Below are 25,542 nucleotides of genomic sequence, written 5' to 3' on the forward strand. Positions count from 1 at the left end.
CGTCAAGTATCCCATCATGAGATCTTTTGGGATCCGGTCGATGACCGCGACCGCGCGGGAGGCGGGCCCGCGAAGTCGGAGGTCCGCACCAGGAACACCACCGAACCCACCAGGACCATCGTCACCGCGCCGACCCCCACGATGGCGACGAGCGCCCCGCGCGGCACCGACGCGGCCAGCCCGGGCACGACCACCACCAGCGCCCACACCAGCACGACCAGGCCGGCCGCCGCCGCGGCCAGGCCGCGCCACCGGCCGCCGCCCTCCGGTCGGCCGTCCGCGCCCTGGTCACCGCGCCAGGCCACCAGCGCCGCCGCGGCCAGGCAGAACAACGCCACCCCCAGCAGTACGCCGCCGAGCGCGTCACTGAACCGGTGCCAGCCCGCGATCATCGTGGCCGAGGCGATGACCGCCACACCGGCCGCGCCCGGCACCACCAACCACCGCCGGGCCCAACCGGGCAGGACCAGCATGAACGCCAGCAGCAGCGCCGTCGCCGCCGCGACGTGGCCGCTGGGAAAACTGTTGTGGGTGGTCGAACTCTCGATCTGGAGATCCGGGCGGGGCAGCGCCGACTTCACCACGCCGGCCACCACCACCGCGCACAGGACCAGGCCCACGCCGACCACGCCCGCCGCCAGCCGGCGGCGGAGCGCACCCACCACCAGCACCGCGCCGAGCAGGGCGGCGAGGAGTGTCGGGCTGCCGAACGCGGCCAGGACGCTCTTGGCCGGACCCACCAGGACGGTCTGCTGCTCGTACCCGCCGCCCCGCTCGGCGCGCGGCAGGAGCGCGCCGTCCCACCACTGACCGGGGTACGTGCGCACGAAGACGGCCGCCGTGAGGGTCAGGGCGAGCAGGCCGCACAGCGACGCCGCGAGCAGCCGGAGACCCGGCGGCACCGCCGCGCGGGCGTGTGGCAGCGGCCGCGCCGGCTGCGGGCCGGGCGTCGACCGCCCGACGGGGTACGACGATCCGATGGACATGGCGACCATGCTCGCGCCGACAGGTCCGTGCGCCGTACGCGGAATGTCTTGGTTCTGTCACAACTGCTGTCGGACCGCCCGCGGCCCCGCTGGCGCCCCCGCGACGTGGTCAAATTCATCTGCTTACATGCAACGATGTTTAACCCGCCCGAGATCAGCCGCCACTAGGGTCAGGGCGCCGATCGATGTGTGCGTCGACGGTGCGAAAAATCCATCCGGAGTGAGTTGGGGAACCGGAAGGGGTTGGGGGAATGCAGGAAACTCCAGTTGCCAGCCTGGTCATCGGCATCGCGTCGTCGCCGGCCGAACGCCGACAGCTGGCCCGGCTGCTCGGCGGAAGCGACGCCTTCCTGATCGTCTCGACAGTCGACCAGGCGCGGGAGTTCCTCGGGGTGATCGAGACGCCTCCCCTTCCGACTCCCCCGGTCACGGACGTGCTCGCCGAGGGGGCGCCGAGCCCACCGCCGCCGTCGGAGCTGACCGTCGACTCCGACCGGCGGGTGCTGCGGTGGCGCGACCAGGAGATCGACCTGACCCGTCTGGAGCACGACGTCCTGCTCTGCCTGGTGCACGCGCCCGGGCAGATCTGGACCTACGAGCGCCTGCACCTTGAGGTCTGGGGCAACCGGCACCTCGGGCGCGGCTCCGACATGCACTCGGTGGTCCGCCGGGTACGCGGCAAGCTCGCCCGGCTGAACGCCGCGGCGACGATCCACTCGGTACGCGGGGTCGGTTTCCGGCTCGTCCCGGTCTGATCTGCCGGACCCGGTCCGGCCCGCCTGGTCTGCGACCAGGCGGGCCGGACTTGTCGCTACCGCTGGGGTGTCAGCACCGGATCGGCGCCAACGCGAAGTCCTCCACCGTGGGAGTGGTGACGTTGATCTTCGTCTGACGGGTCTGCGGCTTCCAACCGTCCTTGGCGACGATCATCGTGATCGGGTTGTTGCGGCGGTCCACCCAGTAGGCGTACTTGCCCTCGGCGTCGGTCGCGAAGGTCCACGACGACGCCCACGAGTCGACCTGCACGACCGCGCCGGTGAGCGGCGAGGTCGCACCCTGGCAACTGGTGCCGGTGACCGTGCCCATGAGCTTGCCCCACGTCTTCGGGGGGTTCACGGTCATGGTCACCGCGACCGGCGCGACCGAGTACGGCGTGTTCTCCGCGATCGCGACCGCACCGGAGTAGGTGCCCGGCTGGTCCACGTTCGCCGTCATCGTGACGGTGACCGTGACCTTCGCACCCGGCGCGAGGGTGGCCGCCGTCTTGTCGATCGCCAGCCAGCTGACATCGGCCGCCGACTCGGCGCAGCCCTCGAAGCCGGGCAGCACCTCGCTGTCCGGGGCCGCGTTGAAGCTGCCGGACGAGCCGCCGATCTTGTAGAAGCCACACGCCGCCCCGCCGCGGTAACGCGGGGTGTTGGCGTTCGGCAGGTTCGACCACGAACCGGCGCCCGGGTCGAAGGCGAAGCCCGCGTTGCTGATGGCACCACCCTGCGAACCACCGACGACGAGGAGCTTGCCGTTGGCGACGGCGTACGAGCTGGCCCAGTTGTCGCTCGGCGCGTCGGCGATCGTGGTCCAGGTGTTGGCACCCGGGTCGTAGGCGTAGCTGGACTTCTGCGCCGCGGCCCCGTCGTTGCCGCCGGTGCAGTAGATCATGCCGTCGATGCCGCCGCAGGAGGCGAAGGCCACCGACTTCGGGTAGTTGGCAAGCGTCGTCCAGGTGTCACTGCCCGGGTCGTACCGGACCACACTGTTCGACATCGGCGTGCAGGCGGCGGTGGTGCAGCCGCCGATGGCGTACAGCTTGCCGTCGACGACGGCCTGACCGGCCGCCGATCGCGGCGCCGGGTTGTCGGCCAGCTCCGTCCAGGTGTTGGCCCCCGGGTCGTACGACCAGGTGGCCGAGTCCGGCCCCGAGTCACCCCAGCCGCCGCTGACGATGATCTTCCCCTCCACGACGCCCGCGGTCAGGGCGGTGCGGGCACCGGGAAGGTCGGCGATTGCCGTCCAGGTCTGCGCGACCGGGTCGTAGGCGTAGTTCTTCGTGGTGGAGGCGCTCCCGTCGCCACCGCCGAGCGAGTAGACCTTGCCGCCCAGGTTGACCACCCGGTTGTCCATGATGGTGGACGGGTAGTCGGCGATGTCGGTCCACGGCGCCGCCTGCGCGCCGACCCCGGCGGTGGTCGCCTTGGCCTGCTTGCCGGACGCCTTCGCGGCGAAGGACGTCGGGGCGGTGATCCGCTGCTCCGGCGCACCGGAGCCACCGAGCACCTGCTGGCGGGTGACCGTGGACCCGTCCGCCCGGAGGAGTTCGAATCCGTTGTCCCGCTCGGCGAACTTGACCTCGACCGGCGCGCCACCGGTGTTGGTCACCGTGAACGTCTTGCTGGCCTTGCCGCTGGGCATCTGGAGCGTGGCGCTCAACTGCGTCGGCGTCACCGACAGCCGACCGGCCGCGAGCTGGAAGTTCGCGACGGTCGCCCAGTCGGCCTCCACGTCGACCTGCTTGGTCTGGCTGACGTAGTTACCGGCGCTCGCGGTGAACGGGTGCGTGCCGGTGAGCGTCGAGTAGATCCAGTAGAAGCCGTCGGCCAACTCCGGGTCGTCCGGGGTCGCCACGGTGACCGCCTTCTCGGCCGGCCTGTCCTTGCTGGTGACGGTCGCGCCGTTGACGTAGCTGTTGTCGTTCTTGTCGCGGACGTTGCCGACGACCAGCCCGCCGTCGACCGGCACGCAGGTGATCTGGCTGCCGATCAGGACGTTGTCGACCTCCCACCACCACTCGTAGCTCGCGTCGTAGTAGTGGAACCGCACCTGCACCTGCGCCTGACCGGCCGCCTGCGGGATCGCGATCTCGGTCACCTTCGGGCCCCGGACGTCGGTCTCCTGGCGGAGCACGTTTGTCCAGGTGGCACCACCGTCGATGCTCAGATCCACGTCGGCGGTGTCGTCGTTGAGCTGGTTGAAGTCCTGGTTGAACCGGATGACCGGGGCCGTGACGGCGGTCAGGTCGACCACCGGGCTGACCAGGGAGGTGTCCTGGCTGGTGCCCGCACCGTAGTTGTCACTGTCGATCATCGCGAAGTTGCCGCTGCCGCCGGTCAGGTTGCCCCGGTCGCCGTCGTCGGTGAACGTCCAGACCTGACCGCTGCCCGCGTTGTCCACGACCGTCCAGCCGGGCGGCGCGGTCGTGCCGTCGAAGGACTCGTACTCACCGTCGGAGCCGAACGTGTAGCCGGGCGCGGTGGTGCAGGTGGTGGTGTCCACCGGCACCGCGACGTTGGCGGTGGTGTTGCCCGAGCCGACCACGACCTGCTTGGTGACGGTCTGGTAGCCCGGGTACTGCGACTCGTACGTCAGGGTGTAGGTCTGCCCGGCCGGCAGCTTGAGGCTGTATCGGCCGTTCGACGGCGTGGTGTAGTCGTAGACACCGGCCACGCCGGTCACGGTCACCTTCGCGTACAGCGGCCAGCCGTGGCCGGAGCCGTCGGTGACCGCCCCGGTGACGTTCACACTCGGCACCGGCGTCAGCGCGACATTGAGCGTGGTGGTCGTGGCCTTGGTGACCGTCGCCGACTTCGTGGTGCTGGCGTAACCGAAGGCCGCCACGGCGACCTGGTAGTCGCCGGTGGGGAGTTGGGTCGAGTACGTGCCGTTGGCGCCGGTGGTCACCTCACGCGCGGTCGGGCCGGTGAGCGTCAGGGTCGCGCCGGCGATCGGGGCGCCGGTGGCCGTGTCGGTGACCGTGCCGGCCAGGGTGCCGATGTCGCCCGTCGGCGCGGCGGTGAGCAACGCGAGGGCGTCCAGCCGGCCTTCGCCGTAGACGTTGTTGTCGGCCGCGGTGCCGCCGCACTGGGCGTCGGCCTTGTCGATCGCGGTGCCGTTGAGCAGCGCACGGGTCGCGTCGACGTCACCGATGAGCGACGGGGCCGCCGAGTACAGCAGCGCGATCGCGCCCGCGAGGTGCGGCGCTGCCATCGAGGTGCCGCTGGCGCTGCCGTAGGCGTTGCCCGGGATGCTCGACCGGACGTTCACACCGGGGGCGGAGATGTTGGGCTTGATCTCGCCGTTCTGCCCGGCACCACGGGCGGAGAAGCCGGCGATGTTGTTGTTGGCGTCGTACGCGCCGGTGGAGTAGTTGCTGGCGAGGCTGCCGGGTGAGCCGCTGGTCTGGCAGGCCGGCCCGCTGTTGCCGTTGGACCAGACGCCGAAGATCCCGGACGCGGCCCAGGCGTCCGTCACGTCCTCCATGAAGGGCTCGTTGGACGGGTCAATCGTGCCCCACGAGTTGTTGATGACGTTCGGTCGCTTGCTCGCGTCCGCGTTCTGGCCGTTGAGGTCGAGCGGTTCGAGCATCCACTGACCCGACTCGATCAGGGCGGCGTCGGTGGGGCAGCAACCGTTGGCCGCGATCCACTTGACCCCGGGGGCGACACCGATCTGGTTCGCGCCGTCGGAGCCGGCCATGGTGCCCATCGTGTGCGTACCGTGGCCGTCGTCGTCGCAGGGGCCGGTCGCGCAGGCGTCGGCGGCGTCGAACCAGTTGTAGTTGTGGTCGAACGTCCCGTCGCCGTTATTGCCGCGGTAGGAGTTCACCAGCGCCGGGTGGTCGAACTGGACCCCGCTGTCGATGCTCGCGACGGTGATGCCCTCGCCCTTGACCCCGAACTGGGACCAGACGTCGTCGGCGTTGATGTTGGCGATGCCCCATTCCAGGGCGTTCACGGTCTTCTCGTCGGTGCCCTTGATCGTCTCGGGCAGCTTGTAGGCGACCGGGGCGTAGAGGCCCTCGACCTCGGCGTGGCCGGCGAACTTCTGCGCCATCGCGAGGGAGCCGCTGTTCACCTTGATCGCGTTGGTGACCCAGAAGGTCTGGTACTTCGCGCCCGCGCTGTCGAGGTCGGCCCGGATCTTGCCCTGGCTCGCCGCGGCGGTCTTGCGCAGAGCGTCCGCGACCGCCGTGCCGCGCTTCGACCAGTCCTTGATGGCGCTGGCCTTGCTCAGGTCCGCCCGGTCCTTGAACCGGATCCAGAAGTCCCCTTCACTCTTGGCCTGGAGCTGCTTCGCGAGCTCCGGTCGGATCTTGTCTCCCGCCCCCATCGCGCCGCCCGGCGCGGCCTGCGCGCCGGATCCGATGGTGACCAAGCAGGTTGCGGCGAGGATCGTCGCCGCCCCGGCGCTGACCAGTGATCTGGCCGCGCGCCCCCATTGTGGACGTCTGAACATTGGTGCTGCCTCCCTCAGAACGACCCAGGGTGTCAATGGGCCATGGTGAGGGTGCGGGAGGATCGTCTCGGCGGGCCGAGCGATCGAACCCCCCATGCCTCCCCATGCACCGCGCGGGTCACGCCGGTTGCCCGACTGGACACTATGATCGAGATGAACGGGCGATCAAGAACTTGCCGTGAGCAACTTGTCGCTAAGAGTTGCCCTGCTGGCGACGCGCTTGCCAATCATTGTCAGGACCATGACGATAGCTGGGCAGGGATGCCCATCGATCCCGGGCGGTGCTGTGGCCGAGGACGACGACGAGGCGACGTGGAATCGGGGTGATCCGGCCGACGAGCCGTTCCCGCTGCTGATCGCGGTGACCTCGTCCCCGGCCGAACGGATCCGGCTCGCGGAACGCCTCGACGGCATCGCGCCACTGCTGTTGGTGGCCGACCTCGACGAGCTACGCCGACTGATCGCCGTGCCGCAGCAGCCGGCCAGCACGACGCCCACCGCGAACTCCGCGCTGGTGATCGACTCCGCCCGGTCCGTCGCCCGCTACCGGGACCGCGAGGTCGACCTCACCCGGCTGGAGCACGACCTGCTGATCTGCCTGACCACCGAGCCGGTCCGGGTCTGGAGCTACGCCGACCTGCACCGGTCGGTCTGGCGGGACGAGGGTCGGGAGCGCAGGGCGGACGTGCAGTCCCTGGTGAAGCGGCTGCGGCGCAAGCTGCACGAGCTCGACACCGGAGCCAGCATCGAAGCGGTACGAGGCGTCGGGCTGCGGCTGACCGATCGTCGGCATCCGCGCATCGAACGAGCGTGACGCCTGCCTGATGTGGGCAGGCGGCGTGTATGCGGCCGGACACGTCTTCGCATGATCCGGCGCGAAGGGGGTACGACACCAAGATCAGCAACGACAAGGCGACGAAGAACGCTGGTAAGGAGAGTCAGCATGGCATTCCCGAACCCCCCGACGGTGTCCATCGGCCTCACCTCGGCCGCGCACGTCGGGATCGCGGTGAGTGACCTTGACCGCTCGGTCGCGTTCTACCAGGCCCTGCTCGGCGCGGAGCCGGTCGTACGGGACGAGAACATGCACGGAGCCGGGTTCGCGCAGGCGCAGGGGCTGCCGACCACGAAGCTGCGGTACGCCACGTTCAACCTCGACAACCTCGGCATCGACCTGATCCAGTTCCAGGAGCCGGTCGGCGACGCCGCCCAGGTCGCCGCCAACCGGCCCGGCTCGATGCACCTGTGCTTCCAGGTCGACGACGTGCGGGCGGTCTTCGACCGGATGAGCGCGGCCGGGATCGAGTTCCTCGGGCAGCCGTACACCTTCGCCGACGGCGAGGTGAACCCGCCGGCCGCCGTCGGCACCGAGGTCGCGTACTTCAACGACCCCGACGGCACCAACCTCGAAATCATCACCCCCAAGGGCGGGTTCTCCCGCGAGTGATGTCGACGCCCCCGCCCCGGTCGATCATGGACTTGTGGTGCCTGATGTGATGCACGACGAGTGGTCTGTCCCCCACCACAACTCCATGATCGACGGGGCAGCGGCGCGGTGGGCGGGCTGTTAGGGGTTGGGCTCGGACGGCATCCGGGTGATCGGCGGCAGGATCAGCGCGATGAGGGCGACGATCGCGATGACCGTGAACGGCAGCGTGTAGCTCTTGCCGCTCGCCTCGTAGAGCAGCGACGTGACAAGTGGTCCGACCACGCCGCCGATGCTCCAGGCCACGATCATCGCGCCGTAGATGGCACCGCCGTTGGGCGTGCCGAAGTAGTCGGCCGCGGTGGCGGGCATCGTGCCGAATCCGCCGCCGTACGCCAGGTAGACCAGGGCGGCCAGGACCGCGAAGAGCGCCAGCGACGCGGCGTGCGGCAGGATGAAGAAGCAGATCGCCTGGAGCAGCAGCATCCCCAGGAACGCCGGCATCCGCCCGGTGCGGTCGGACAACCACGCCCAGGCCACCCGCCCGGCCCCGTTGAACAGACCGAGCACACCGACCAGGGTGGCGGCCGCCGCCGCACTGGCCCCGGTGATCACCTGGGCGGCATCGGAAGCCTGGGAGATCAGCGCGATGCCACAGGTGACGTTGAGCGCCAGGATGCCGGTGAGCAGGTACCACTGCCGGGTGCGCAGAGCCTCGCGCAGGGTGTAGACCCGGGTGCCGGCGATGGCCCGACCGGCGGTCTTCGGCGTGAACCCGGGCACCTGGTAACCCGCCGGCGGGTTACGGAAGAACGACGCCCCGAGCAGGATCGCGATCAGGTACGCGACGCCCAGTGGGAAGAACACGTGGGTGGGATCGTCGGTGCCGTTGAGCAGCCCCTTCGCCACCGGCGCGACGATCACGGCGCCGAAGCCGAACCCGGCGACCGCGATGCCGGTGATCAGGCCGCGCCGGTCCGGGAACCACTTGGCGAGCATCGCGATCGGGGTGATGTACGCGGCCCCCAGGCCGATTCCCCCCAGCACCCCGTAGGTGAGCACCAGCAACCACAGGTCGTCCTCCGACGACGTGAGCGAGGCCAGCATGTTGCCGACCGCGTAGAGCACCCCACCGCCGAGCGCGACCGGTCGCGGGCCACGTCGGTCCTGGATGCGACCGCCGATCAGGCTGCCGATGAAGATCGTGCCGATCGCCACCTCGAACGGCAGCACGGCCTCCCACTTGGCCCAGCCGAATTCGTCCTGCAACGGCTTGTTGAACACGCTCCACGCGTACACCGCGCCGAGCGCGAGTTGGACGAGCACCGCGGCGACGACGAGACCCCATCGGCCCCGCGTCGGCGCGGATCTTCCTTGGTCGGTTGCGGAGTGTGCCATGAGCTGAGTCCCCCGTCTGCTGGCTCATTGGCTGGCGCCTGCTGGTCGAGCTATGTCCCCTTCTCGGCCGGCGACCGGCCCTCCCTGCGGTCGCGCCGCTCCCGTTGCGGCACGACCGTGTACTTCGGGTCGCGCGCCGACGCCATGCCCGCCTCGAAGACGCCGAACCGGGTGGCCACCGACGATGCGACAAGCGCGGCGCCGGCGAGCGCGGACAGGATCCGGCTCCGCCGGCTGAACAACGCGGCGACGGTGCCCACACCGAGAAGCACCCGGCCCGCCCGGACCAGTTGGCCGCTGCGACCGTGCGTGTAGGGCTCGCCGGTCAGGCCCATCCGCTCCAGCCGGCGACCGCCGATCAACTCGGTGCTCGCGGCGGCGAGGACGAGTCGCCGCAGCGGGGTGGTCTCCGCGGCGGGCGCCGCGATCAGTCCGACCCCGGACGCGGCGGCGAGCGCGCTGCCGGCGAACACGAACGGCAACGACGGGTACGCGTCGTGCCAGGACGGTACGGCGGTGTCGGCGAGCAGCACCCCGGTGTAGGTGGCCAGCGCCGGGGCGGTGGCCGCGGCGGCCAGGCCGGCGGCGTTGCCGACCGGGGGTGCCAGCCGGCGGGCGAGGCCGAGCACACCGTGTTGCGGCAGCCGCGGCGCCAGTTCGGCGATCGCGGCGACACCGGCCAGTGGCCCGAAGACGGTGAGGATCCAGGTGCCGACCGACATCGGCGAGGTCAGCTTGGCGACCCGGAGCATGTGGTGGAACCGGGCGGGCCGCCCGAGGTCGTGCACCAGCAGGTACGCGCTGGCGGTGACGCCGCCGAGCGCGGTCCACCTCCCCACCTGACGCAGGCCGGGCCGGCCGGTCAGTTGGGCGCCCGCGCCGATCAACGCGCCCCCGGCGGCGAGGCCCCCGGTGAACAGGTAACCGGCGATGTCGTGCTTCCACACCGGCGGTTTGAGGACCGGCCGGCCGTAGTAGGAGGTGAAGTCGGCCACCGGCACGGTCAGTTGCTCGCCGTCGTGACCGCGACCCCGGCCGCGCTGGCGCTGCCCGACGGCCTGGTCGACGCGGTCCTGGAACTCGCGGAACCGGGCGCCGGCCGGCTCGTTCGCTGGCCGGTCGGTCATGACCGACCTCCGAGGAACGCGAACACGGTGGCAGCCGCCATGGTGAGGGCGGCGAGCCCGGCGCGCTTCCACATCTTCGGCAGGTCACGGGTCGTCACGACCGGATCCGGCGGCAACCCGTACACCTCGGGCTCGTCCAACAACAGGAAGAACGCCCCGTCACCACCCACACCATCATGCGGATCGTGCCCGTACAGGCGAGCCTCCGGCACCCCCCGCCCCCGCAACGTCGCGACCCGCGTGGCCGCCCGCTCCCGCAACTCCTCCAGGGGCCCGTACTGGATCGACTCCGTCGGACACGCCTGCGCACACGCCGGCGTCATCCCCGCACCCAACCGGTCATAACACAGCGTGCACTTCCACGCCCGACCGTCATCCTTACGCTGATCGATCACCCCATACGGACACGCCGAAATGCAGTACCCACACCCGTTGCAGATGTCCTCCTGCACCACCACCGTCCCGAACTCCGTCCGGAACAACGAACCCGTCGGACACACATCCAAACAAGCCGCATGCGTGCAGTGCTTACAGACGTCCGACATCATCAACCACCGGAAATCGGTACGCTCCTCGACGCCCGTCCCCCGGCCCGGCGGCTGCGCCCCCGGCATCCCCAGGAACTCCGGTTGCGGCCCGGCCGACATGCGCGTCGCCGCCGCGGGCGACCCGGTGGGCAACCCCGGGTTGGTCCCGGTGTCGACGCTTGTCAGCGCGCCGAGCGCCGCCGTCGCCGGGCTGATCGCCGGCCCGTCCGGGTTCTGCTCGAACGCGGGGGTCGCCAGGCCGGCCCGGCGGGGCTGCTCGACGAACGCGACGTGTCGCCACGAGTTCGCGGTCAGCGCGCCGGTGTTGTCGTACGACATGCCGAGCAGGTCCAGGCCACTCTCCGGGACGCCGTTCCACTCCTTGCAGGCCACCTCGCAGGCCTTGCAACCGATGCAGACGCTGGTGTCGGTGAAGAACCCCATCCGCGGCGGCGCGTTCTCGTAACCGGCGTCCGGGGCCGGATCCAGCGGGCCGTACAGGGCGTTGGCGTGGGGCATGGGTCAGACCTCCTGGTCCGGGCCGCCGTCGGTGGAGTCGGTCGTGACCTGCGGTGGGTAGTGCGGGTTGAGGTCCCCGGAGCGCCGCCGGTAGTCGACGACGAGTTCCTGGAGCTGGAGTCCCCGCGGGCGTCGCCCCGGCTGGATGTCGCAGGTGCCGACCTTGCTCTCCTGGATCAGGACGTTCGGATCCAGACTGATCCCGAACAGGTCGTTGGCCGAGTCGCCGGTCACCAGACCCTCGAAACCGAAGTGGTACGGCAACCACACCTGGTGGATGATCCGACCGTCCACCCGCAGCGGGGTGAGCCGGTCGGTCACCAACACCTTCGCCTCGATGGCGGCGCGGGCGGTCACCAGGTGCGCCCACCCCAGGTGGGTGAGCCCGCGCTCGACCGCCAACTCCGGTGACACCTCCACGAACATCTCCGGTTGCAGCTCGGCAAGCGTCCGGACGGTCCGACTCATCCCACCAGCGGTGTGGTGCTCGGTGAGCCGGCTGACCGTGAACACGTACGGGAACACCTGGCTGTGTGGTTCCGGTGGGCTCGGGTTGAGCGTGTTGATCGGGTGCGTGTAGACCTTGCGGGTCGGGTTGGCCTGCTGCCGGTAGAGCGGGTTACGCACCGGCGACTCCACCGGCTCGTAGTGCGTGGGCATGGGTCCGTCGAGCACGCCGGTGGGCGCGTACAGCCAGCCCTTGCCGTCACCTTGGAGGATGAACGGGTCGTCGCCGGCGATGCCCGCCACGCCCGAGGCGTCCTTGGCCGGTCGGTACGACGGCGGTTTGGTCTTCTCGAAGTCCGGCACGTCGTAACCGGTCCACTCGCCCTTCTCCGCGTCCCACCACACGTAGCGTTTGCGCTCACTCCACGGGTTGCCGTCCGGGTCGGCGGACGCACGGTTGTAGAGGATGCGCCGGTTCGCCGGCCACGCCCACCCCCACTCCGGGGCCACCAGGGACTGTTCCGCGCCTGGTTTGCGGCGGGCGGCCTGGTTGACGCCGTCGGCGTACACCCCGGTGTAGATCCAGCAACCGCCCGCGGTGGAGCCGTCGTCCTTCATCTCGGTGAAGGACGACAGGGGCCGGCCGGTCGCCACGTCGTACCCGTTGATCTCGTAGAGCACCGACTCGGCGCTCGGCTCCGCGTGCGGACCGTGCGTGGGGTAGTTCCAGTTGAGGTCGAGCAGGGCACGGTCGCGCGGCTTCGTCGACGTCGCCAGCCGTTCCCGGACGATCCGCCCGAGGTGGTAGAAGAACCACAGCTCGGAGCGGGCGTCGCCCGGCGGCTCGACGGCCTTCTCCCGCCACTGCAACAGCCGCTGCGTCTGGGTGAACGTGCCCTCCTTCTCCACGTGCGAGGCGGCGGGCAGGAAGAACACCTCGGTCCGGCACTCCCCCGTCATGATCTCGCCGGTCTCGATCTCCGGAGCGTTCTTCCAGAACGTGGCGCTCTCGATCTCGAACAGGTCCCGGACCACCAACCAGTCCAGGTTAGCCATGCCGAGGCGCTGCGCGCGACCGTGCGCCGAGCCGACCGCCGGGTTCTGACCCAGCAGGAAGTACCCCTTGATCTTCCCGTCGATCATGTCGAGCACCTGCTGGTACGTGCCGTGGTCGCCGGTCATCCGCGGCAGGTAGCCGTAGCAGTAGTCGTTGTCGGCGGTGGCCGCGTCACCCCAGTACGCCTTGAGCAGGTTGACGCCGTAGGTGCGGGCGTTGCCCCAGAAGCCCTTCTGCCCGGGGTGCGCGATGCTGTCCACCCACTTGGCCAGGGTCGGGTGGTTGGCGTGGTGCGGCATCGGCAGGTATCCGGGCAGCAGGTTGAACAGCGTCGGAATGTCCGTCGAGCCCTGAATGCTGGCGTGCCCCCGCAGCGCCATCACCCCGCCACCCGGACGGCCCACGTTGCCGAGCAGCAGCTGGATGATCGCGCCGGTGCGGATGTACTGCACACCCACGCTGTGCTGCGTCCACCCGACGGAGTAGACGAGCATGCCGGTGCGGTCGCGGCCGGAGTTCTCCGTCCACGCCTGGGCCAGTTCGAGGAACTTGTCCTGCGGGATGCCGCAGACCCGTTCCACCATCTCCGGGGTGTAGCGGGAGTAGTGCCGCTTGAGGATCTGGTAGACGCAGCGCGGGTCCTGCAACGTCTCGTCGCGTTCGGTCTGCCCACCGACCGGTGCGCCGTGCGACTCGTTCTCCAGCCCGGCCGCGGTCTCCCGCTGCGTCTCGCTGTCGCGGGTCGTCTGGGTCTGACGGTGTCCCTCGTACCGCCAACTGGCCTGGTCGTAGGTGGCGTTGTCGTCGTTGAAGCCGGAGAAGAGCCCGTGCATGTCCTCGGTGTCGGCGAACTCGTCGGTCACGATCGTCGCCGCGTTGGTGTAGGCGACGACGTACTCCCGGAAGTCCAGCTCGTTGTCGAGAATGTAGCGGATCACCCCGCCGAGCAGGGCGATGTCGGTGCCGGCCCGGATCGGCAGGTACGAGTCAGCCAGCGCGCTGGTACGGGTGAACCGTGGGTCGACGTGGAACACCTTCGCGCCCCGACGCTTGGCCTCCATCACCCACTGGAAGCCCACCGGGTGCGCCTCGGCCATGTTCGAACCCTGGATGACGATCACGTCGGAGTTCGACAGGTCCTGCTGGAACTGGGTGGCGCCGCCGCGACCGAAGCTGGTCCCCAGACCGGGGACGGTGGCGGAGTGTCAAATACGGGCCTGGTTCTCGATCTGGAGAGCCCCCATCGCGGTGAACAACTTCTTGATGAGGTAGTTCTCCTCGTTGTCCAGCGTCGCCCCACCCAGGCTGGAGAACCCCAGCGTCCGGTTCAGCGGCCGACCCTCGACGTCGACGTCCTCCCAGGTCTCGTCCCGGGCGGCCAGGACCCGATCGGCGATCATGTTCATCGCCGTGTCAAGGTCGAGGTCCTCCCACTCGGTGCCGTACGGCCGGCGGTAGCGGACCGTCGTCTGCCGCAGCGGGCTGGTCACCAGGCTCCTGCTGGCCGAGCCCTTCGGGCAGAGCCGACCCCGCGAGATCGGGCTGTCCGGATCGCCCTCGATCTGGCTGACCTGGCCGTCCTTGACGTACACCCGCTGGCCGCAGCCGACGGCGCAGTACGGGCAGACGGACCGGGCCATCGAGTCGGCGGTGTCGGTGCGGGCGGTGAGCGCCCGGGATCCGTCGGACTCGGCCGCCGTACCCCGGCCGAGCGGGTCGGTGCCGGTGAGCTGGCGGTAGACCGGCCAGCCCTCGATCCAGGTCCGCACCCCCATCGCCACACCTTCCCGACTAATCACACCAAATGTGAACAGCCTGACAGTAGACGAGGCACCAACCCGATCGCAGCGAGATCACCAACAGTCATGCCTTCCCCGGCCCTCGCAAGCAGGCCGGGAAAGGCATGGTGGTGTACGGCGAGGGTCAGTTCGGCTGGAGCTGCCCAACCCGGTGGTCACCGAAGGCCCGGTAGCGGCGCAGCTCCCAGAGCAGCCAGCCGATGCTGATGATCGCCAGCACGACGAAGACCAGTGAACCGGAGAACGTGTCCCACAGGGTGTGCAGAACGACGACACCCAGGAACGTGCCGAGGAAGCCGAAGAGCCGGCCGACGCTCGGGCTGGCCAACAGCGCCCACAGCGCGCCGGCGGTCAGCCCGGTCCACGCGGTGTGCCCGGCGGGCGCGGTCAGGCCACGGATGAACAGGGTCTGCTCCACCGCGCCGATGTTGCCCTGCGAACTCAGCAGCGCGGTGAAGGCGTACCCCATCGTCTCCAGCGCGGCGAAACCCATGCCGGCGGCGATACCGATGATCAACCCGTCCGAGGGCACCCGACGCCGATGCTGGGCCACCACCGTGAACAGCAGCACCACCGGGACGATCAGCTTCGCCGACTCCTCGATCAACGCCACGAACAGCATGGGCAGGGCGCCGAGGCCGCGCAGGGTGTCGTACTCCAGCGTGCCGGCGACCACCGTGCCGATCACCCCGCCGAAGAACGCCGACGTCACCAGCACCGACGCCGGCACCTGCCACCGACCGGTACGCGCCTGCGCGAACGTCAGGAACGTCAACGGCACAAGCGTCGCGCCGAGCAGGATGAGCGCCGGGACGAAGTTCGGATTCTTGGTGCTGACCAGCGTCCGCAGCACCGCCAGGTAGAGAACCAGCCCGACGACGAGCACCCCGACCCACGCCCACCGACGCCAACGATCTCCCATACCGCGCAGTCTGGCGGATCCAGGTTACGAAACGCCAACTCCGTGCTCGGTTCAGGTGAGGTCGCGGCGCCTCGCGACGAGCAGGGCGACGCCCACGGCGCTCGCGGCGTACAGGAACAGGAGTCCGAACGCCACCGGCAACGCCACCGTGCCGCCCAGATGGGCGACTGTCTCGACGAGGCCGATCGGCAGGTAGTGGCCGATACCGAAGGCAAACCCGAGGAGCATCTCGACGAACTGCCATCCGATGACTGCCCCGACGGCGATGGCCGGCTGGGGCACCAGCACCCCGATGGCGGCGCCGAGCGCGCCCAGCACGCTGATCGCCGCCGTCACGGCCAGGATGCGAAGGACGGCCTCGCCCGGTCCGTCGAGCACGACGTCCCGACCCATGGCGATCGGTGTGACGACAGCGGTCGCCAGCAGCGTGGACAGCAGCCCGAGGACGGCGCCGACGCAGGCGAACGCCGACACCTTGGCGCCGAGCACGGGGAAGCGCCGCGGCACTGCCAGGTAGTGGAGGCCCACCGTCCGGCGGACGAACTCACTGCCGACCACGGCCGCGGCCAGGGCGGCCACGACCACGCCCACCACGACGAGCGAGACGTCCATGAAGTCGACGACGCTCGTGTTGTCCTCCACCTGGTCCAGTGCGACATCCAGCAGGCTGATGAAGGCCACGACCGGAAGGACGAGGAGCACCGCCCAGGTCGACCGCACGGTACGGAGTTTCATCAGCTCGGCGCGGGTCAGTGCGATCATCGGATCGATTCCTTTCCACGGGTGAGGCGGAAGTAGGCCTCCTCCAATGAGGGCTCAGTAACGAGAAGGCGGTCCACGCCGATGCCGTTGTCGAAGGCGACCCGGCCGACGGCGCGCGGGTCGTTTCCGGCGACGGTGAGGGTGGTCCCGGTGCGTTCGAGCACCTGGTGGCCCCGTGCGGCCAGCAGACCGGCGAGACGGTCCGGCTCGGGGACACTGATCCGCACCGTCGGGTCGCCGGCGAGCTTTCTCAGCCCGGCCAGCGTCTCCTGGGCGATGAGCTGGCCGTGCCCGACCACGACCGCCTTGTCGACCATCAGCGCGAGCTCGGCCAGCCCGTGACTGGACACCAGCACGGCACGGCCCTCGGCGGCGAGGCCACGGAGGAACTCGCGCAGCCAGCGGACGCCCTCGGGGTCCAGCCCGTTGGCGGGCTCGTCGACTATCAGGATCGCCGGGTCGCCGAGCAGGGCCGCTGCCAGGGCGAGCCGCTGACGCATGCCGAGCGAGTAGCCGCCCGCCCGGCGGCCGGCAGCGCTCTCCAACCCGACGTCGTCGATGACCTCCTCGACCCGCCGCTTGGAGAGCCCGGCCTGGCGGGCCAGGATCCGCAAATGGTTGCGGCCGCTGCGGCCCGGGTGCACGGCGCCGGCCTCCAGGACGGTGCCGACGGTGCCCAACGGGTCGGCCAACTCCCGGTAGGGGCGTCCGGCGACGTGTGCCCGGCCGCTGTCCGGCCGGATGTGCCCGACGAGCGAGCGCATGGTGGTGGTCTTGCCCGCGCCGTTGGGGCCGATGAAGCCGACCACGCTGCCGTACTCGGCGGTGAAGCTCAGGCCGTCGACGGCTCTGAGCGTGCCGAACGTCTTCGTCAGCGCCGCAACCTCGATGGCGTACGAACTGGTCATGGACTTTCTTCTCCTTCTGGGACGTGTTCCGTTCGCACGCGTCGAGGACGAATCCGGGTCATCGGGAGGACGGGGCAACGGTGCTGGCCGCGACCGGACGCGCGGCATCGGCGTTCGGGGCGGGCCGGCGCTCCTCCGTGCGGCGGCCCCACCGGGTACGCCCGCCGGGCTTGACGACGGAGAGGATCGTCGCGGTCCACAGCAGGACGGTGAACAGCCCCATGGCGCCGACGAGCAGCATCCCCGTGGTGCCGGGCTCGATCAGTCCCGCTGCGCCGCGGGCCTCAAGCTCCTCGATCCAGGGGCCCTCGACGCCCGCCAGGAGAGGTATGGCGAGGGCGATGACCAGCTTGGCCAGCACCCACTTGTGCTTGCGCAGGCCCCACGGGGTGCCGAGCGAAACCACGACACCGATGATGATCGTCAGCAATGCACTCGGAATCGCCAGGAAGACATCGAACTTGCTCAGCAACAGGTAGGCCCCGTGCTGCATCTCGTGGCTGTCGGCCGTCGCCCCGATGATCGCCAGCAGCAGCATGCCCGTCGCGATGCCCAGCCAGCCGACCCCGATGCCGACGTGCAGCGTCAGCCACACCTTCCGCGCCATCCGACCCAGCCGGGGAAAGCGCGGCTTCAGACCACCCACGATCGCCGAGGACAGCGCCATGCCGAGCCACGGCGAGTCGTGGGCGAACAGGAACAGGAACTGCGCCGGTACGAAGAGCAGGTGGAAGACGATCAGCACCTGGCGGGTACGGGCGGCGAGTGCGGGGCGCCCGAGCGCGAGCCAGCCGCCGAACGACAGCACCGCGGCAAGCGCGTAACCGTACGTCCCCGCGGTCGTGAAGTGCGGGTGCGGTGGGTCGGTACGCAGCGCGATCAAGGCACCCGCGGTGACCGCGAAGACACCGAAGACGAGCTGCGTTGTTCGCGGATTGAGACGTGGTCTGGCCATGCCCCCACCCTCGCCGGGGCGGGCAGGTCGGGGCGTCGGCGGATCTGATGGAACGGGTCAGTCCATCGGCGATGATCAACGGGGGTGGTGTACAACTTTCGACCGACGCCTGCGCCGGTCGATCGGCCCTACGCTGGCACCATCATGACGTCGCGTCTCCTGGACCAGGTGGTGCGCTGGTCCCGCCACCAGCCGCTGATCGACGCGTTGGCGGCGTGCGCCATCGCGGTGCTCGTGGCGACCGGGGAGTTCGGGACAGATTTCTTCGGCCCCACCATCGCCGGCTTCGGGCCCCGCTATCCTCCGCTGTGGCTCGGCATCCCCCTCGGCCTCGCGGTCGGGCTGCTGACCTGGCGGCGGCGCCAGACCCCGGTGCTGTTGCTGGCCTGCTCCCTGGGTGCGACCTTTCTCGTGTCGGCCCACGTGACGGTCCTGCTCGCGCTCTACACGCTGGCCGAGCGCACCACGGCATGGCCGAAGGTCGCCGCCAGCGTCCTCGTCTCGGTGGTCCTGGTCGGCACCCCGATCTGGCGGTACTCCGGTGCCGATGGGGCGATCCCGCTCAGCGTTGCCATCTGCGTCGCGCCAGCGTTGCTCGGCCTCTACGTCGGGACCCGGCGGGAGCTGATCGAGCGGATGCGGGAACGGGCCGAGCGGCTCGAACGCGAGCAGCACCAGCGGGTGATCCAGGCCCGCAGCGACGAACGCGCCAACATCGCCCGTGACATGCACGACGTCGTCGCCCACCGGGTGGCGCTCATCGTGCTTCAGGCCACCGCACTGGAGTCGGCCAGGGGCCGGGACGCGGTGGCCCGGGGACGGCAGATCGCGGCGATTGGGCGGGAGGCGCTTGCCGAACTGCGCGCCCTGGTGGGAATCCTGCGCGGTGCTGACGCCGCGCCACTCGCCCCGCAGCCCGGCCTGGCCGAGCTGGATGCGCTTGTCGAGGATTCCCGCCGGCTCGGCGTACCGGTCACCCTGGAGATGGGGAACGTGACCGGGGAACGCCTACCGCTGCTCATCGAGCATGCCGCCTACCGCATCGTGCAGGAGTCCCTGACCAACGTGCACAAGCACGCGCCAGGCGCCCGAACCCGGATATGCATCCGGCAGACACAGCAGTCGCTGCGGGTGACGATCAGGAATGGGCGCGGACGGCCGGCCACCGCCCCTCCCCTGCCGGTCGGCGGCCACGGGCTCCTCGGCCTCGCCGAGCGCGTCCACCTGATCGGCGGGAAGCTGACCTCGGATCCGACCCCCGACGGCGGATTCAGCCTGGTCGCCGAGATACCCATCGCAGCCGGGAAGGATCATGACCGCACCGACTAGGACGTTGATCGTCGACGACGAGTGGATGGTGCGCTCGACGCTGCGCACCATCCTCGACGCGGCCCCGGACATCACGGTCGTGGGAGAGGCGTCCGACGGGTCCCAGGCGGTCGAGCTGGCACGGACGCTGCGGCCCGACGTCGTCCTCATGGACATCCGCATGCCGCGGACCGACGGGCTCACCGCGACCGAGCGGATCTCCCGGCTCGACCGGCCGCCCCACGTCGTGGTGCTCACCACGTTCGATCTCGACGAGTACGTGCACACGGCGCTTCGCTCCGGCGCCGTCGGTTTCCTGCTGAAGGACGCCACCGCCGAAGACATGATCAACGCGGTGCGGAGCGCGGCGCGCGGCGACGCGATGATCTCCCCACGGGTCACCCGCAGACTGCTCCGCCAGTTCTCCGGCCCGACCCCCGATCGACGCAGCAACGCCGAACAACGACTCACGGTGCTCACCGAGCGGGAACGAGAGGTCCTGGTCGCCGTCGGCGGCGGCCTGTCCAACACCGCTATCGCGGCCGGGCTCTACCTGAGCGAGGCGACGGTGAAGACCCACATCAGCCGGATCCTGGCGAAGCTGGGCCTGACCAACCGCGTCCAGGCGGCGATCCTCGCCCACCAGGCCGGAGTGCTCGACTGAGTCCCTGACCACGTCGCGTGGGCGCCTGTGGCGCTTCACGATCACCTACCATCGGCCCCATGCGTCGCGTGGCACGGTCCCTGGCACTAACCCTCCTCCTGGTCCTGTCGACCTGCACCGGAAAGCCCGACGACTCCGGGGACGTCGCGTTGACCGTCTTCCTGGACAACGACGCGACGGCGACACAGAGAGACGCCGTGCAGCAGCGACTCCGGTCGATGCCGAGCGTGCAGGGCGTGGCTCTCGAAACCCGCGACCAGGTGTACGAGCGGTCCAAGGCCGATTTCCAGGACCAGCCCGACCTGCTGGCGGATCTCAAGCCGGAGTACGCGCCCGAGCTGGTGCACGCCACCGTCACCGACTCTCTGATCGCCGAGGCGATCGAGTTGGTGATGGCCGAGGCCGACGGTGTCGACGGGGTGTCGTTCCGGATGGCGGACGCCGATCCTCGGCCCTCCCGGATCGGGGTCATCGTCCGGTTGAAGACCTCGGCGACAAGCGACCAACGAGCCACCATCCACGACGCCGTCCGGGCACTGCCACACGCGACGTCGGTCGGGTTCGAGGACCGTTCCGCCGCGTACGAGCGCCTGCGCAAGCGGTGCCAGGGCAAGGGTGACCTGACCACGCAGCTCAAGGCGCTGATACCGCACGAGTCGTGGCGGTTCGCGCATCCCCTGAATGGCAAGGGCTCCGGGGTATCACACCTGATGACACTCGACGGGGTCGACGGCCTCAATCTGGTCCCCGTCGAAATGCTGTAGTCGCACTCCCCTAGAGACACATCAGCTCACGCCGGGCGGGTCGCGCTCGGAGTCACCTGTTGCGAGATCCGGCGTGGGTGGCGAGCCAGTTCGGCGGCAAGGGAATGGTGTGGAACCACTCCCGCGATATCTGGCCGTAGAACGGCGCCTTGAGCACCGGCGTTCCCCCGCCGAACCGAGCAGCGGCCGCGGAGGCGCGCCGGACGTTCAGCCACCAGCCGCCCCTCCCCCGGGAGGCGACGATTCTGCCACCCTGGACGATGCCCACGTGACGGGTCATGGGTGGCAGATTACGGGTCGTCCACACCCGGCCGTGGAAGTAGACGATCGCGTCGATGTTGGACCACTTCTCGCGCATCGCCGGCCGGCCGAAGTCATCCGGACCCAGATAGACGCCCTGCTCGTCAATGGCGAAGAGCAGCTCCCGCCGCATCGCGCTCCGCACGCGACGAAGCCCCATGCTGACGAAGATGACCTCGAACAGCACGCCGAGGATGACGAACAGAAAGCGGACGCGCAGGTCCTGCAGGCCGACCACGATGGCCGTGACCGGTAACAGGCTGTACAGCGCCAACGTCAGTCCGGTCCGGAGCCGGCTCCGCCGGACCACGTACGCCGAGGCGGCATCCATTCTCATGACTAGAAGATACGGTGGCGATCACGAGCGGCCCGGCCGCGGCCGGCGGTCCCACAGCACCAGGCCGGTGAGCAGCATCGCGACGCCCAGCCCGACCATCGCCAACCCCGCCGCCGTGTGCGCGCTCCCGCTGAGGTGACCGGCCACGATCCACCCGCTGTCGATCCCGAACGCCAACGGCATCACCCCCTGCGGGATCACCGGGATCCACCCCACCGTGAGCAGTCCGAGTGCCCACGCGGTCGCGGTGTTCTCCCGGTACCACTGCGCGTCCCAGGTCAGCGGGAGCACCGTCTCCGCGGGTCGGCTCCGCTGGCCGGCCGCGGCGAGCACGTCGGTTCCGCGCTGGGTGAGGCGTTCGTCGGCCAACCAGATGCCGCCCCACCAGGCCGCGGCGCCGCCGAGCAGCCCGACCAGGGGCAGCAGCGGCGCCACCTCCGGCGGACCCCAGATCACCAGGGCGAGCACCGGCGCGGCGGCCACCATCCCGGACCCGGTGGCGACCAGCACGCTGACGATGTCGGTGGGGTTGTCGGCCGAGGTGGGGTGCCGTGGGTCGGCTACCGGCCGCACCCGCAGCAGCGACACCCACACCGGCACCGATGCGCCCGCGCCGAGCAGAGCCGGCAGGGTGGAGAGCGCGGCCAGCGGGTCGACGTCGGGCGCGAGGAGCACACCGACGACGGCGAGCAGCACCCCGATCGGGGTGATCAGCATCAGCCAGGCCAGGGCCCGACCGCGGACCTCGGCCCGTTCGCCGCCAGGTGTGGTGAGCGGCAGCCACAACGCGGTGCCGTCCAGTCCGACCAGTCCCGCCGACATCGCCGCCGCGCCGAGCACGGCGAGCGACCCGGCCCACGGCAGCAGCAGGTACACGTCGGACAGCAGCGGCAGCCCGGCGAGCAGCGCGCCGTACACCACCGCGAACGCCAGATACTGCAACCGCAGCGGATGCCGCATCCAGGCCCGTACCTCACGGCCCACGACCGCCCGCGTCGCGGCCGGCACCCACGCCCGCCAGCCGCGCCCGGGACGCCCGTCTCCGGCCGGTGACGCCGCCGTGGTCGCGCGCCGCGCGGCCGGCTCACCGCCGTCGCGCCGCACGGGCGGGAACGCGGTGGTCCCGCGCGGCCGGAACGGCACGCCCGTGGTGATCACCCTTCGCACGAGCAGGAGGTACGCGGCGGCGCAGAGCGCCACGATGCCCACCAGGGTCGCCATCAGGCGCACCCCCTGCCCGGTTGGTCCGGAAGCGGCGGCGACCGGCCAGGCACTCGGCACATACCCCATGGCCCGGACGACCTCGTCCGGCGCCCGGACGAGCAGGACCGACACCCAGGGGAAGACCGCCCAGAGCGACCCGGCGACACCCATCGCCGTGCCGGTGAGGACGCCGGTGAGCAGCGCCCCGGCCGGACCGCCGGCGTGGCCGACGATCTCCAGTGCGATCGCCGAACCGATCAGCCCGAGCAACCAGAGCAGCACCGCGCCGACGGCGGCGACGAGGACCGCGACGAGGCCGTGCCGAGCGGCGTGCACCGGCAGCGCGGCGAGCGCCACGAGTGAGACGGCCGGGCCGATGCCGATCGCCGACGCGGCGAGCAGACCGGTGGCGGCCGGGAGGCCACCGATCGGCTCCAACCGTAGGTGAGCTGGGCGGACCCGGCCGCGCCCGCCGCCGAGCAGCAGCGGCAGCACGATCCAGCCGAGCACCCACGCCCCGACGAGCAGGGCGAGGGTGTGCTGGTCACCGCGCAGCGCGTACCGGATCAGCCAGACGGCGGCGAGCAGACCCGCCAGGCCGGCCACCGTGGGTCCCGGATGCTCGCGCAGCGAGCGACGCAGCATGGCCGCGCGCATCCGGGCCGGCACCGCGATCGTGTGCAGGGCGCCGGCGTGCGGTTGCGCGCTCATCGTGCCTCGGTCAGCCAGTCCAGGCCGGCGCTGCCGGAGGCGTCGGCGCCGACCAACTCGACGAACCGTTCCTCCAGGCTGCCGCCGGCGGCGACCTCGGCGACCGGCCCAGCGGCGGCGACCCGGCCCTGATGGATCACGGTGACCTCGTCGCACATCTGCTCGACCAGCAGCATCGAGTGGGTGGACAGCACGCAGGTGCCGCCGCCGCCCACGAACCGGCGCAGCACCCGGCGGATGGTGGCCGCGGAGACCGGGTCGACCGCCTCGAACGGTTCGTCGAGCACGAGCAGCCGGGGGGCGTGCAGCAGCGCCTGGGCGAGGCCGAGCTTCTTGCGGGTGCCGGTCGAGCAGTCGGCGAGTGGTGTGCCGGCGCCCTTGGCCAGACCGAGCACCTCGATCAGCTCGGCGGCGCGTTCGGTGGCCGCGACGCGGTGCAGCCCCCGCAGGCCGGCGCTGTAGCGCAGCAGTTCGGCGCCGGTGAGGCGTTCCGGGAAGTCGAGGCTGTCGGGCAACACCCCGGTCAGCGCCCGGGTCAGGCCGCGGTCGCGCAGCGCGTCGTGCCCGAGGATGCGGATCTCACCGGCGTCCGGAGTGACCAGCCCGACGGCCATTCCGATGGTGGTGGACTTGCCCGCACCGTTGGGACCGACGATGCCGTGGAACGTGCCCGAGTGGACCGTCAGGTCGATGTCGTCCACCGCGCGATGCGCCCCGAAGGTCTTCACCAGGCCGCGAATCTCCAGTGCCGGGGAAATCACGCGCCGAGCATAGGTGACCTTGCACGACGGTGTGGTCCGCTACCGACGGTCCACGGTGGGCATTGGTGCTCAGACGACGCGCACCAGCCGGAAACGCTCGGTCACGACCAGGGTGTCGTCGTCGACCGTGAAGTCGGGATTGCCCAGTTCCTCGCGCACCTCCGCGCTGTGCCAGAACGTCTCGTGCCCCGCCCGCCACTGCGCCACCGACTCGTCGCCCTCGCCCTCGCCCAGGGCGTGTGCCAGGTCGACGTCCGCGAGCCGAACCACCCGTACGTCGGTCAACTCGATGACCGCGACCCGCCGCCCGGCGGAGTCCACCACGGCGGACAGTTGGCCCACCTCGGGCAGCGGCTCGTTCGCGCACTCGTAACCGACCAGCAGGCCGGTCGTCGAGGTCTTCGCGCCAGTGAGGATCGCGGCGACCAGCGTGTCCCGGAGCGGCCCCGGAAACGCGAACTCGGCGAGTGGAAGATCATCGAGGTCCATCCGCGGAGGGTACGCGATCTGGTGCGCGCCGGAAGAACCGTCGTCGACAAACCCTCGGCGGCGCGGCACGGTCTGGTGATGGGGTCTCCGCCGCTGGCCCTACGCGTAATGTGGCGTCGCGCTCGGCTACGGCGTGGCGATGGTCTTCCTGCCGGGGGATACGCAGTAGACGTCGCCGGAGTTCGCGGAATGCGGCAGCGCGGCGAGGTGCGCGGCCATGTCGTACGCGCTTACCCAGCTCTGGAAAGTCATCGACTTGTCGTCGCCCAGCGCGACGTCGAAGCCGTCGAAGCCGAGCACGGTCAGGCGATCGAGACACCGACCGGCGACCGCGCGCGCGATGGTGGTGAATTCGAACGAGAGCGCCGGCAGTGGCCCAGTCAGGCCGGCCAGCACCTCGTCCTCGAAACCCTCCACGTCGATCTTGGTGAAGCGTGGCGTGCCGTACTCGTCGATCAGGGCGTCGACGGTGACCACCGGGACCTCGATGACCGAGTCCCACACCTCGCCCTCCCACCCGCCCGCGCCCCGGGCCGCCCGCACGAACTCGGGCGAGGCGGTCGACACGGTGGGGTTGGTGGAGTTCAGGTGCAACCGGGTACGGCCGGGGGCCGCGCCACACGCGGCGTCGACGAGCCTCACCTGATCGTCGTCGGCGTAGATCGCCCGCAGGGCGCGCAGGCACAGCGGCTGCGGCTCCACGGCGACGACCCGGGCTCCGAGTCGGCGGAAGCTGCCGATGTGGTCACCCACGTGGGAGCCGATGTCGAAGACGAGATCCCCACCGGTGACGAACCGGGAGTAGAAGGCGTCCATCCGCGCGTCGCGTTCGGGATCGCCGTAGTAGACGTCCAGCGAGCGGTGCAGCGGGGACATCGCCGGATCGCTCCGGAGCGCGGCGATCCTGGTGTCGGTGGTAGCCGTCATGCGTCTGGGTCCAGTC

Annotated in this window: 21 protein-coding genes; 6 read left to right on the forward strand and 15 right to left on the reverse strand. The window is 70.4% G+C overall.

From position 1 onward, the window contains the following. Positions 1–14 precede the first annotated feature (14 nt). Entirely contained in the window at positions 15–986 is a 972-nt protein-coding gene (locus AB0C01_RS11660; RefSeq protein ID WP_357249778.1) for a phosphatase PAP2 family protein, read from the reverse strand. Between the two features lie 251 nt (positions 987–1,237). On the opposite strand from AB0C01_RS11660, the gene AB0C01_RS11665 reads away from it, so the two are divergent. Then, entirely contained in the window at positions 1,238–1,741 is a 504-nt protein-coding gene (locus tag AB0C01_RS11665) for a winged helix-turn-helix domain-containing protein (protein ID WP_357249781.1), read from the forward strand. 70 nt (positions 1,742–1,811) lie between these two features. On the opposite strand, the gene AB0C01_RS11670 is transcribed toward AB0C01_RS11665, so the two are convergent. Beyond that, the gene (locus AB0C01_RS11670) at positions 1,812–6,215 is read right to left on the reverse strand and encodes a S8 family serine peptidase (RefSeq protein ID WP_357570982.1); all 4,404 of its coding nucleotides are present in this window, start codon (positions 6,213–6,215) and stop codon (positions 1,812–1,814) included. 241 nt (positions 6,216–6,456) lie between these two features. On the opposite strand from AB0C01_RS11670, the gene AB0C01_RS11675 reads away from it, so the two are divergent. Together AB0C01_RS11675 and AB0C01_RS11680 are read left to right on the forward strand one after the other, a co-directional pair. Next, complete coding sequence (locus AB0C01_RS11675) at positions 6,457–7,029, forward strand: winged helix-turn-helix domain-containing protein (RefSeq protein WP_357570983.1); 573 nt, start codon at positions 6,457–6,459, stop codon at positions 7,027–7,029. 129 nt (positions 7,030–7,158) lie between these two features. Next, a complete protein-coding gene (locus tag AB0C01_RS11680) occupies positions 7,159–7,662 on the forward strand; it encodes a VOC family protein (RefSeq protein ID WP_357570984.1) in 504 nt (167 codons plus the stop codon). A 120-nt stretch (positions 7,663–7,782) separates the two neighbouring features. Here the strand turns inward: AB0C01_RS11680 and AB0C01_RS11685 are convergent, their stop codons facing one another. The 8 genes from AB0C01_RS11685 to AB0C01_RS11720 form a co-directional block, all read right to left on the reverse strand. Continuing rightward, positions 7,783–9,039: an OFA family MFS transporter gene (locus tag AB0C01_RS11685; RefSeq protein WP_357570985.1), complete on the reverse strand. Its 1,257-nt coding sequence runs from the start codon at positions 9,037–9,039 to the stop codon at positions 7,783–7,785. A 50-nt stretch (positions 9,040–9,089) separates the two neighbouring features. Continuing rightward, complete coding sequence (gene nrfD, locus AB0C01_RS11690; RefSeq protein ID WP_357570986.1) at positions 9,090–10,166, reverse strand: NrfD/PsrC family molybdoenzyme membrane anchor subunit; 1,077 nt, start codon at positions 10,164–10,166, stop codon at positions 9,090–9,092. Further along, positions 10,163–11,212 (reverse strand): 4Fe-4S dicluster domain-containing protein, encoded by a 1,050-nt coding sequence (locus AB0C01_RS11695; RefSeq protein WP_357570987.1) that lies wholly within the window; start codon positions 11,210–11,212, stop codon positions 10,163–10,165. The genes nrfD and AB0C01_RS11695 overlap by 4 nt, the downstream gene beginning before the upstream one ends. A 3-nt stretch (positions 11,213–11,215) precedes the next feature. Continuing rightward, positions 11,216–14,491 carry a formate dehydrogenase gene (fdh, locus tag AB0C01_RS11700; protein ID WP_357570988.1) on the reverse strand — a complete coding sequence of 1,092 codons (3,276 nt, stop codon included), beginning with the start codon at positions 14,489–14,491 and terminating at the stop codon, positions 11,216–11,218. Positions 14,492–14,639: 148 nt separating this feature from the next. Then, positions 14,640–15,437, reverse strand: coding sequence for a PrsW family intramembrane metalloprotease (locus tag AB0C01_RS11705; protein WP_357249805.1), 798 nt, complete (start codon positions 15,435–15,437; stop codon positions 14,640–14,642). A gap of 51 nt (positions 15,438–15,488) precedes the next feature. After that, complete coding sequence (locus AB0C01_RS11710; RefSeq protein WP_357570989.1) at positions 15,489–16,199, reverse strand: hypothetical protein; 711 nt, start codon at positions 16,197–16,199, stop codon at positions 15,489–15,491. Continuing rightward, positions 16,196–17,107: an ATP-binding cassette domain-containing protein gene (locus AB0C01_RS11715; RefSeq protein ID WP_357570990.1), complete on the reverse strand. Its 912-nt coding sequence runs from the start codon at positions 17,105–17,107 to the stop codon at positions 16,196–16,198. The genes AB0C01_RS11710 and AB0C01_RS11715 overlap by 4 nt, the downstream gene beginning before the upstream one ends. A 58-nt stretch (positions 17,108–17,165) precedes the next feature. Next, on the reverse strand, positions 17,166–18,062 hold the full coding sequence (locus AB0C01_RS11720; protein WP_357570991.1) for a hypothetical protein: 897 nt from the start codon (positions 18,060–18,062) through the stop codon (positions 17,166–17,168). Between the two features lie 144 nt (positions 18,063–18,206). Between AB0C01_RS11720 and AB0C01_RS11725 the strand changes: the two genes are divergently transcribed. From AB0C01_RS11725 to AB0C01_RS11735, 3 genes are read left to right on the forward strand one after another with little or no spacing between them, the layout of a single operon-like run. Beyond that, on the forward strand, positions 18,207–19,391 hold the full coding sequence (locus AB0C01_RS11725; RefSeq protein WP_357570992.1) for a histidine kinase: 1,185 nt from the start codon (positions 18,207–18,209) through the stop codon (positions 19,389–19,391). Next, positions 19,375–20,034: a response regulator transcription factor gene (locus tag AB0C01_RS11730; protein ID WP_357570993.1), complete on the forward strand. Its 660-nt coding sequence runs from the start codon at positions 19,375–19,377 to the stop codon at positions 20,032–20,034. The genes AB0C01_RS11725 and AB0C01_RS11730 overlap by 17 nt, the downstream gene beginning before the upstream one ends. Before the next feature lie 59 nt (positions 20,035–20,093). Beyond that, a complete protein-coding gene (locus AB0C01_RS11735; RefSeq protein WP_357249822.1) occupies positions 20,094–20,798 on the forward strand; it encodes a permease-like cell division protein FtsX in 705 nt (234 codons plus the stop codon). Positions 20,799–20,850: 52 nt separating this feature from the next. Here AB0C01_RS11735 and AB0C01_RS11740 read toward each other — a convergent pair whose 3' ends face one another. From AB0C01_RS11740 to AB0C01_RS11760, 5 genes are all read right to left on the reverse strand, one after another. Next, positions 20,851–21,372, reverse strand: a complete 522-nt coding sequence (locus AB0C01_RS11740; protein WP_357570994.1) for a hypothetical protein — start codon at positions 21,370–21,372, stop codon at positions 20,851–20,853. A gap of 84 nt (positions 21,373–21,456) precedes the next feature. Then, on the reverse strand, positions 21,457–23,349 hold the full coding sequence (locus AB0C01_RS11745) for a hypothetical protein (protein WP_357570995.1): 1,893 nt from the start codon (positions 23,347–23,349) through the stop codon (positions 21,457–21,459). Continuing rightward, positions 23,346–24,110, reverse strand: a complete 765-nt coding sequence (locus tag AB0C01_RS11750; RefSeq protein ID WP_357570996.1) for an ABC transporter ATP-binding protein — start codon at positions 24,108–24,110, stop codon at positions 23,346–23,348. The genes AB0C01_RS11745 and AB0C01_RS11750 overlap by 4 nt, the downstream gene beginning before the upstream one ends. 69 nt (positions 24,111–24,179) lie before the next feature. After that, positions 24,180–24,599, reverse strand: coding sequence for an ASCH domain-containing protein (locus AB0C01_RS11755; RefSeq protein WP_357570997.1), 420 nt, complete (start codon positions 24,597–24,599; stop codon positions 24,180–24,182). Positions 24,600–24,725: 126 nt separating this feature from the next. Next, on the reverse strand, positions 24,726–25,526 hold the full coding sequence (locus AB0C01_RS11760; RefSeq protein ID WP_357570998.1) for an FkbM family methyltransferase: 801 nt from the start codon (positions 25,524–25,526) through the stop codon (positions 24,726–24,728). Positions 25,527–25,542 lie beyond the last annotated feature (16 nt).

The organism is Micromonospora sp. NPDC048905, assembly GCF_040649655.1.
GTDB lineage: Bacteria > Actinomycetota > Actinomycetes > Mycobacteriales > Micromonosporaceae > Micromonospora.

What these genes read in the sequence shown, in the direction of transcription:
- AB0C01_RS11760 (WP_357570998.1), bottom strand. Translation starts at nt 25,526, where the DNA reads ATGACGGCTACCACCGACACCAGGATCGCCGCGCTCCGGAGCGATCCG.
- AB0C01_RS11730 (WP_357570993.1), top strand. Translation starts at nt 19,375, where the DNA reads ATGACCGCACCGACTAGGACGTTGATCGTCGACGACGAGTGGATGGTG.
- nrfD (WP_357570986.1), bottom strand. Translation starts at nt 10,166, where the DNA reads ATGACCGACCGGCCAGCGAACGAGCCGGCCGGCGCCCGGTTCCGCGAG.
- AB0C01_RS11720 (WP_357570991.1), bottom strand. Translation starts at nt 18,062, where the DNA reads ATGGCCAGACCACGTCTCAATCCGCGAACAACGCAGCTCGTCTTCGGT.
- AB0C01_RS11660 (WP_357249778.1), bottom strand. Translation starts at nt 986, where the DNA reads ATGTCCATCGGATCGTCGTACCCCGTCGGGCGGTCGACGCCCGGCCCG.
- AB0C01_RS11715 (WP_357570990.1), bottom strand. Translation starts at nt 17,107, where the DNA reads ATGACCAGTTCGTACGCCATCGAGGTTGCGGCGCTGACGAAGACGTTC.
- AB0C01_RS11735 (WP_357249822.1), top strand. Translation starts at nt 20,094, where the DNA reads ATGCGTCGCGTGGCACGGTCCCTGGCACTAACCCTCCTCCTGGTCCTG.
- AB0C01_RS11680 (WP_357570984.1), top strand. Translation starts at nt 7,159, where the DNA reads ATGGCATTCCCGAACCCCCCGACGGTGTCCATCGGCCTCACCTCGGCC.
- AB0C01_RS11755 (WP_357570997.1), bottom strand. Translation starts at nt 24,599, where the DNA reads ATGGACCTCGATGATCTTCCACTCGCCGAGTTCGCGTTTCCGGGGCCG.
- AB0C01_RS11695 (WP_357570987.1), bottom strand. Translation starts at nt 11,212, where the DNA reads ATGCCCCACGCCAACGCCCTGTACGGCCCGCTGGATCCGGCCCCGGAC.
- AB0C01_RS11745 (WP_357570995.1), bottom strand. Translation starts at nt 23,349, where the DNA reads ATGAGCGCGCAACCGCACGCCGGCGCCCTGCACACGATCGCGGTGCCG.
- AB0C01_RS11675 (WP_357570983.1), top strand. Translation starts at nt 6,457, where the DNA reads ATGACGATAGCTGGGCAGGGATGCCCATCGATCCCGGGCGGTGCTGTG.
- AB0C01_RS11705 (WP_357249805.1), bottom strand. Translation starts at nt 15,437, where the DNA reads ATGGGAGATCGTTGGCGTCGGTGGGCGTGGGTCGGGGTGCTCGTCGTC.
- AB0C01_RS11670 (WP_357570982.1), bottom strand. Translation starts at nt 6,215, where the DNA reads ATGTTCAGACGTCCACAATGGGGGCGCGCGGCCAGATCACTGGTCAGC.
- AB0C01_RS11665 (WP_357249781.1), top strand. Translation starts at nt 1,238, where the DNA reads ATGCAGGAAACTCCAGTTGCCAGCCTGGTCATCGGCATCGCGTCGTCG.
- AB0C01_RS11685 (WP_357570985.1), bottom strand. Translation starts at nt 9,039, where the DNA reads ATGGCACACTCCGCAACCGACCAAGGAAGATCCGCGCCGACGCGGGGC.
- AB0C01_RS11725 (WP_357570992.1), top strand. Translation starts at nt 18,207, where the DNA reads ATGACGTCGCGTCTCCTGGACCAGGTGGTGCGCTGGTCCCGCCACCAG.
- AB0C01_RS11710 (WP_357570989.1), bottom strand. Translation starts at nt 16,199, where the DNA reads ATGATCGCACTGACCCGCGCCGAGCTGATGAAACTCCGTACCGTGCGG.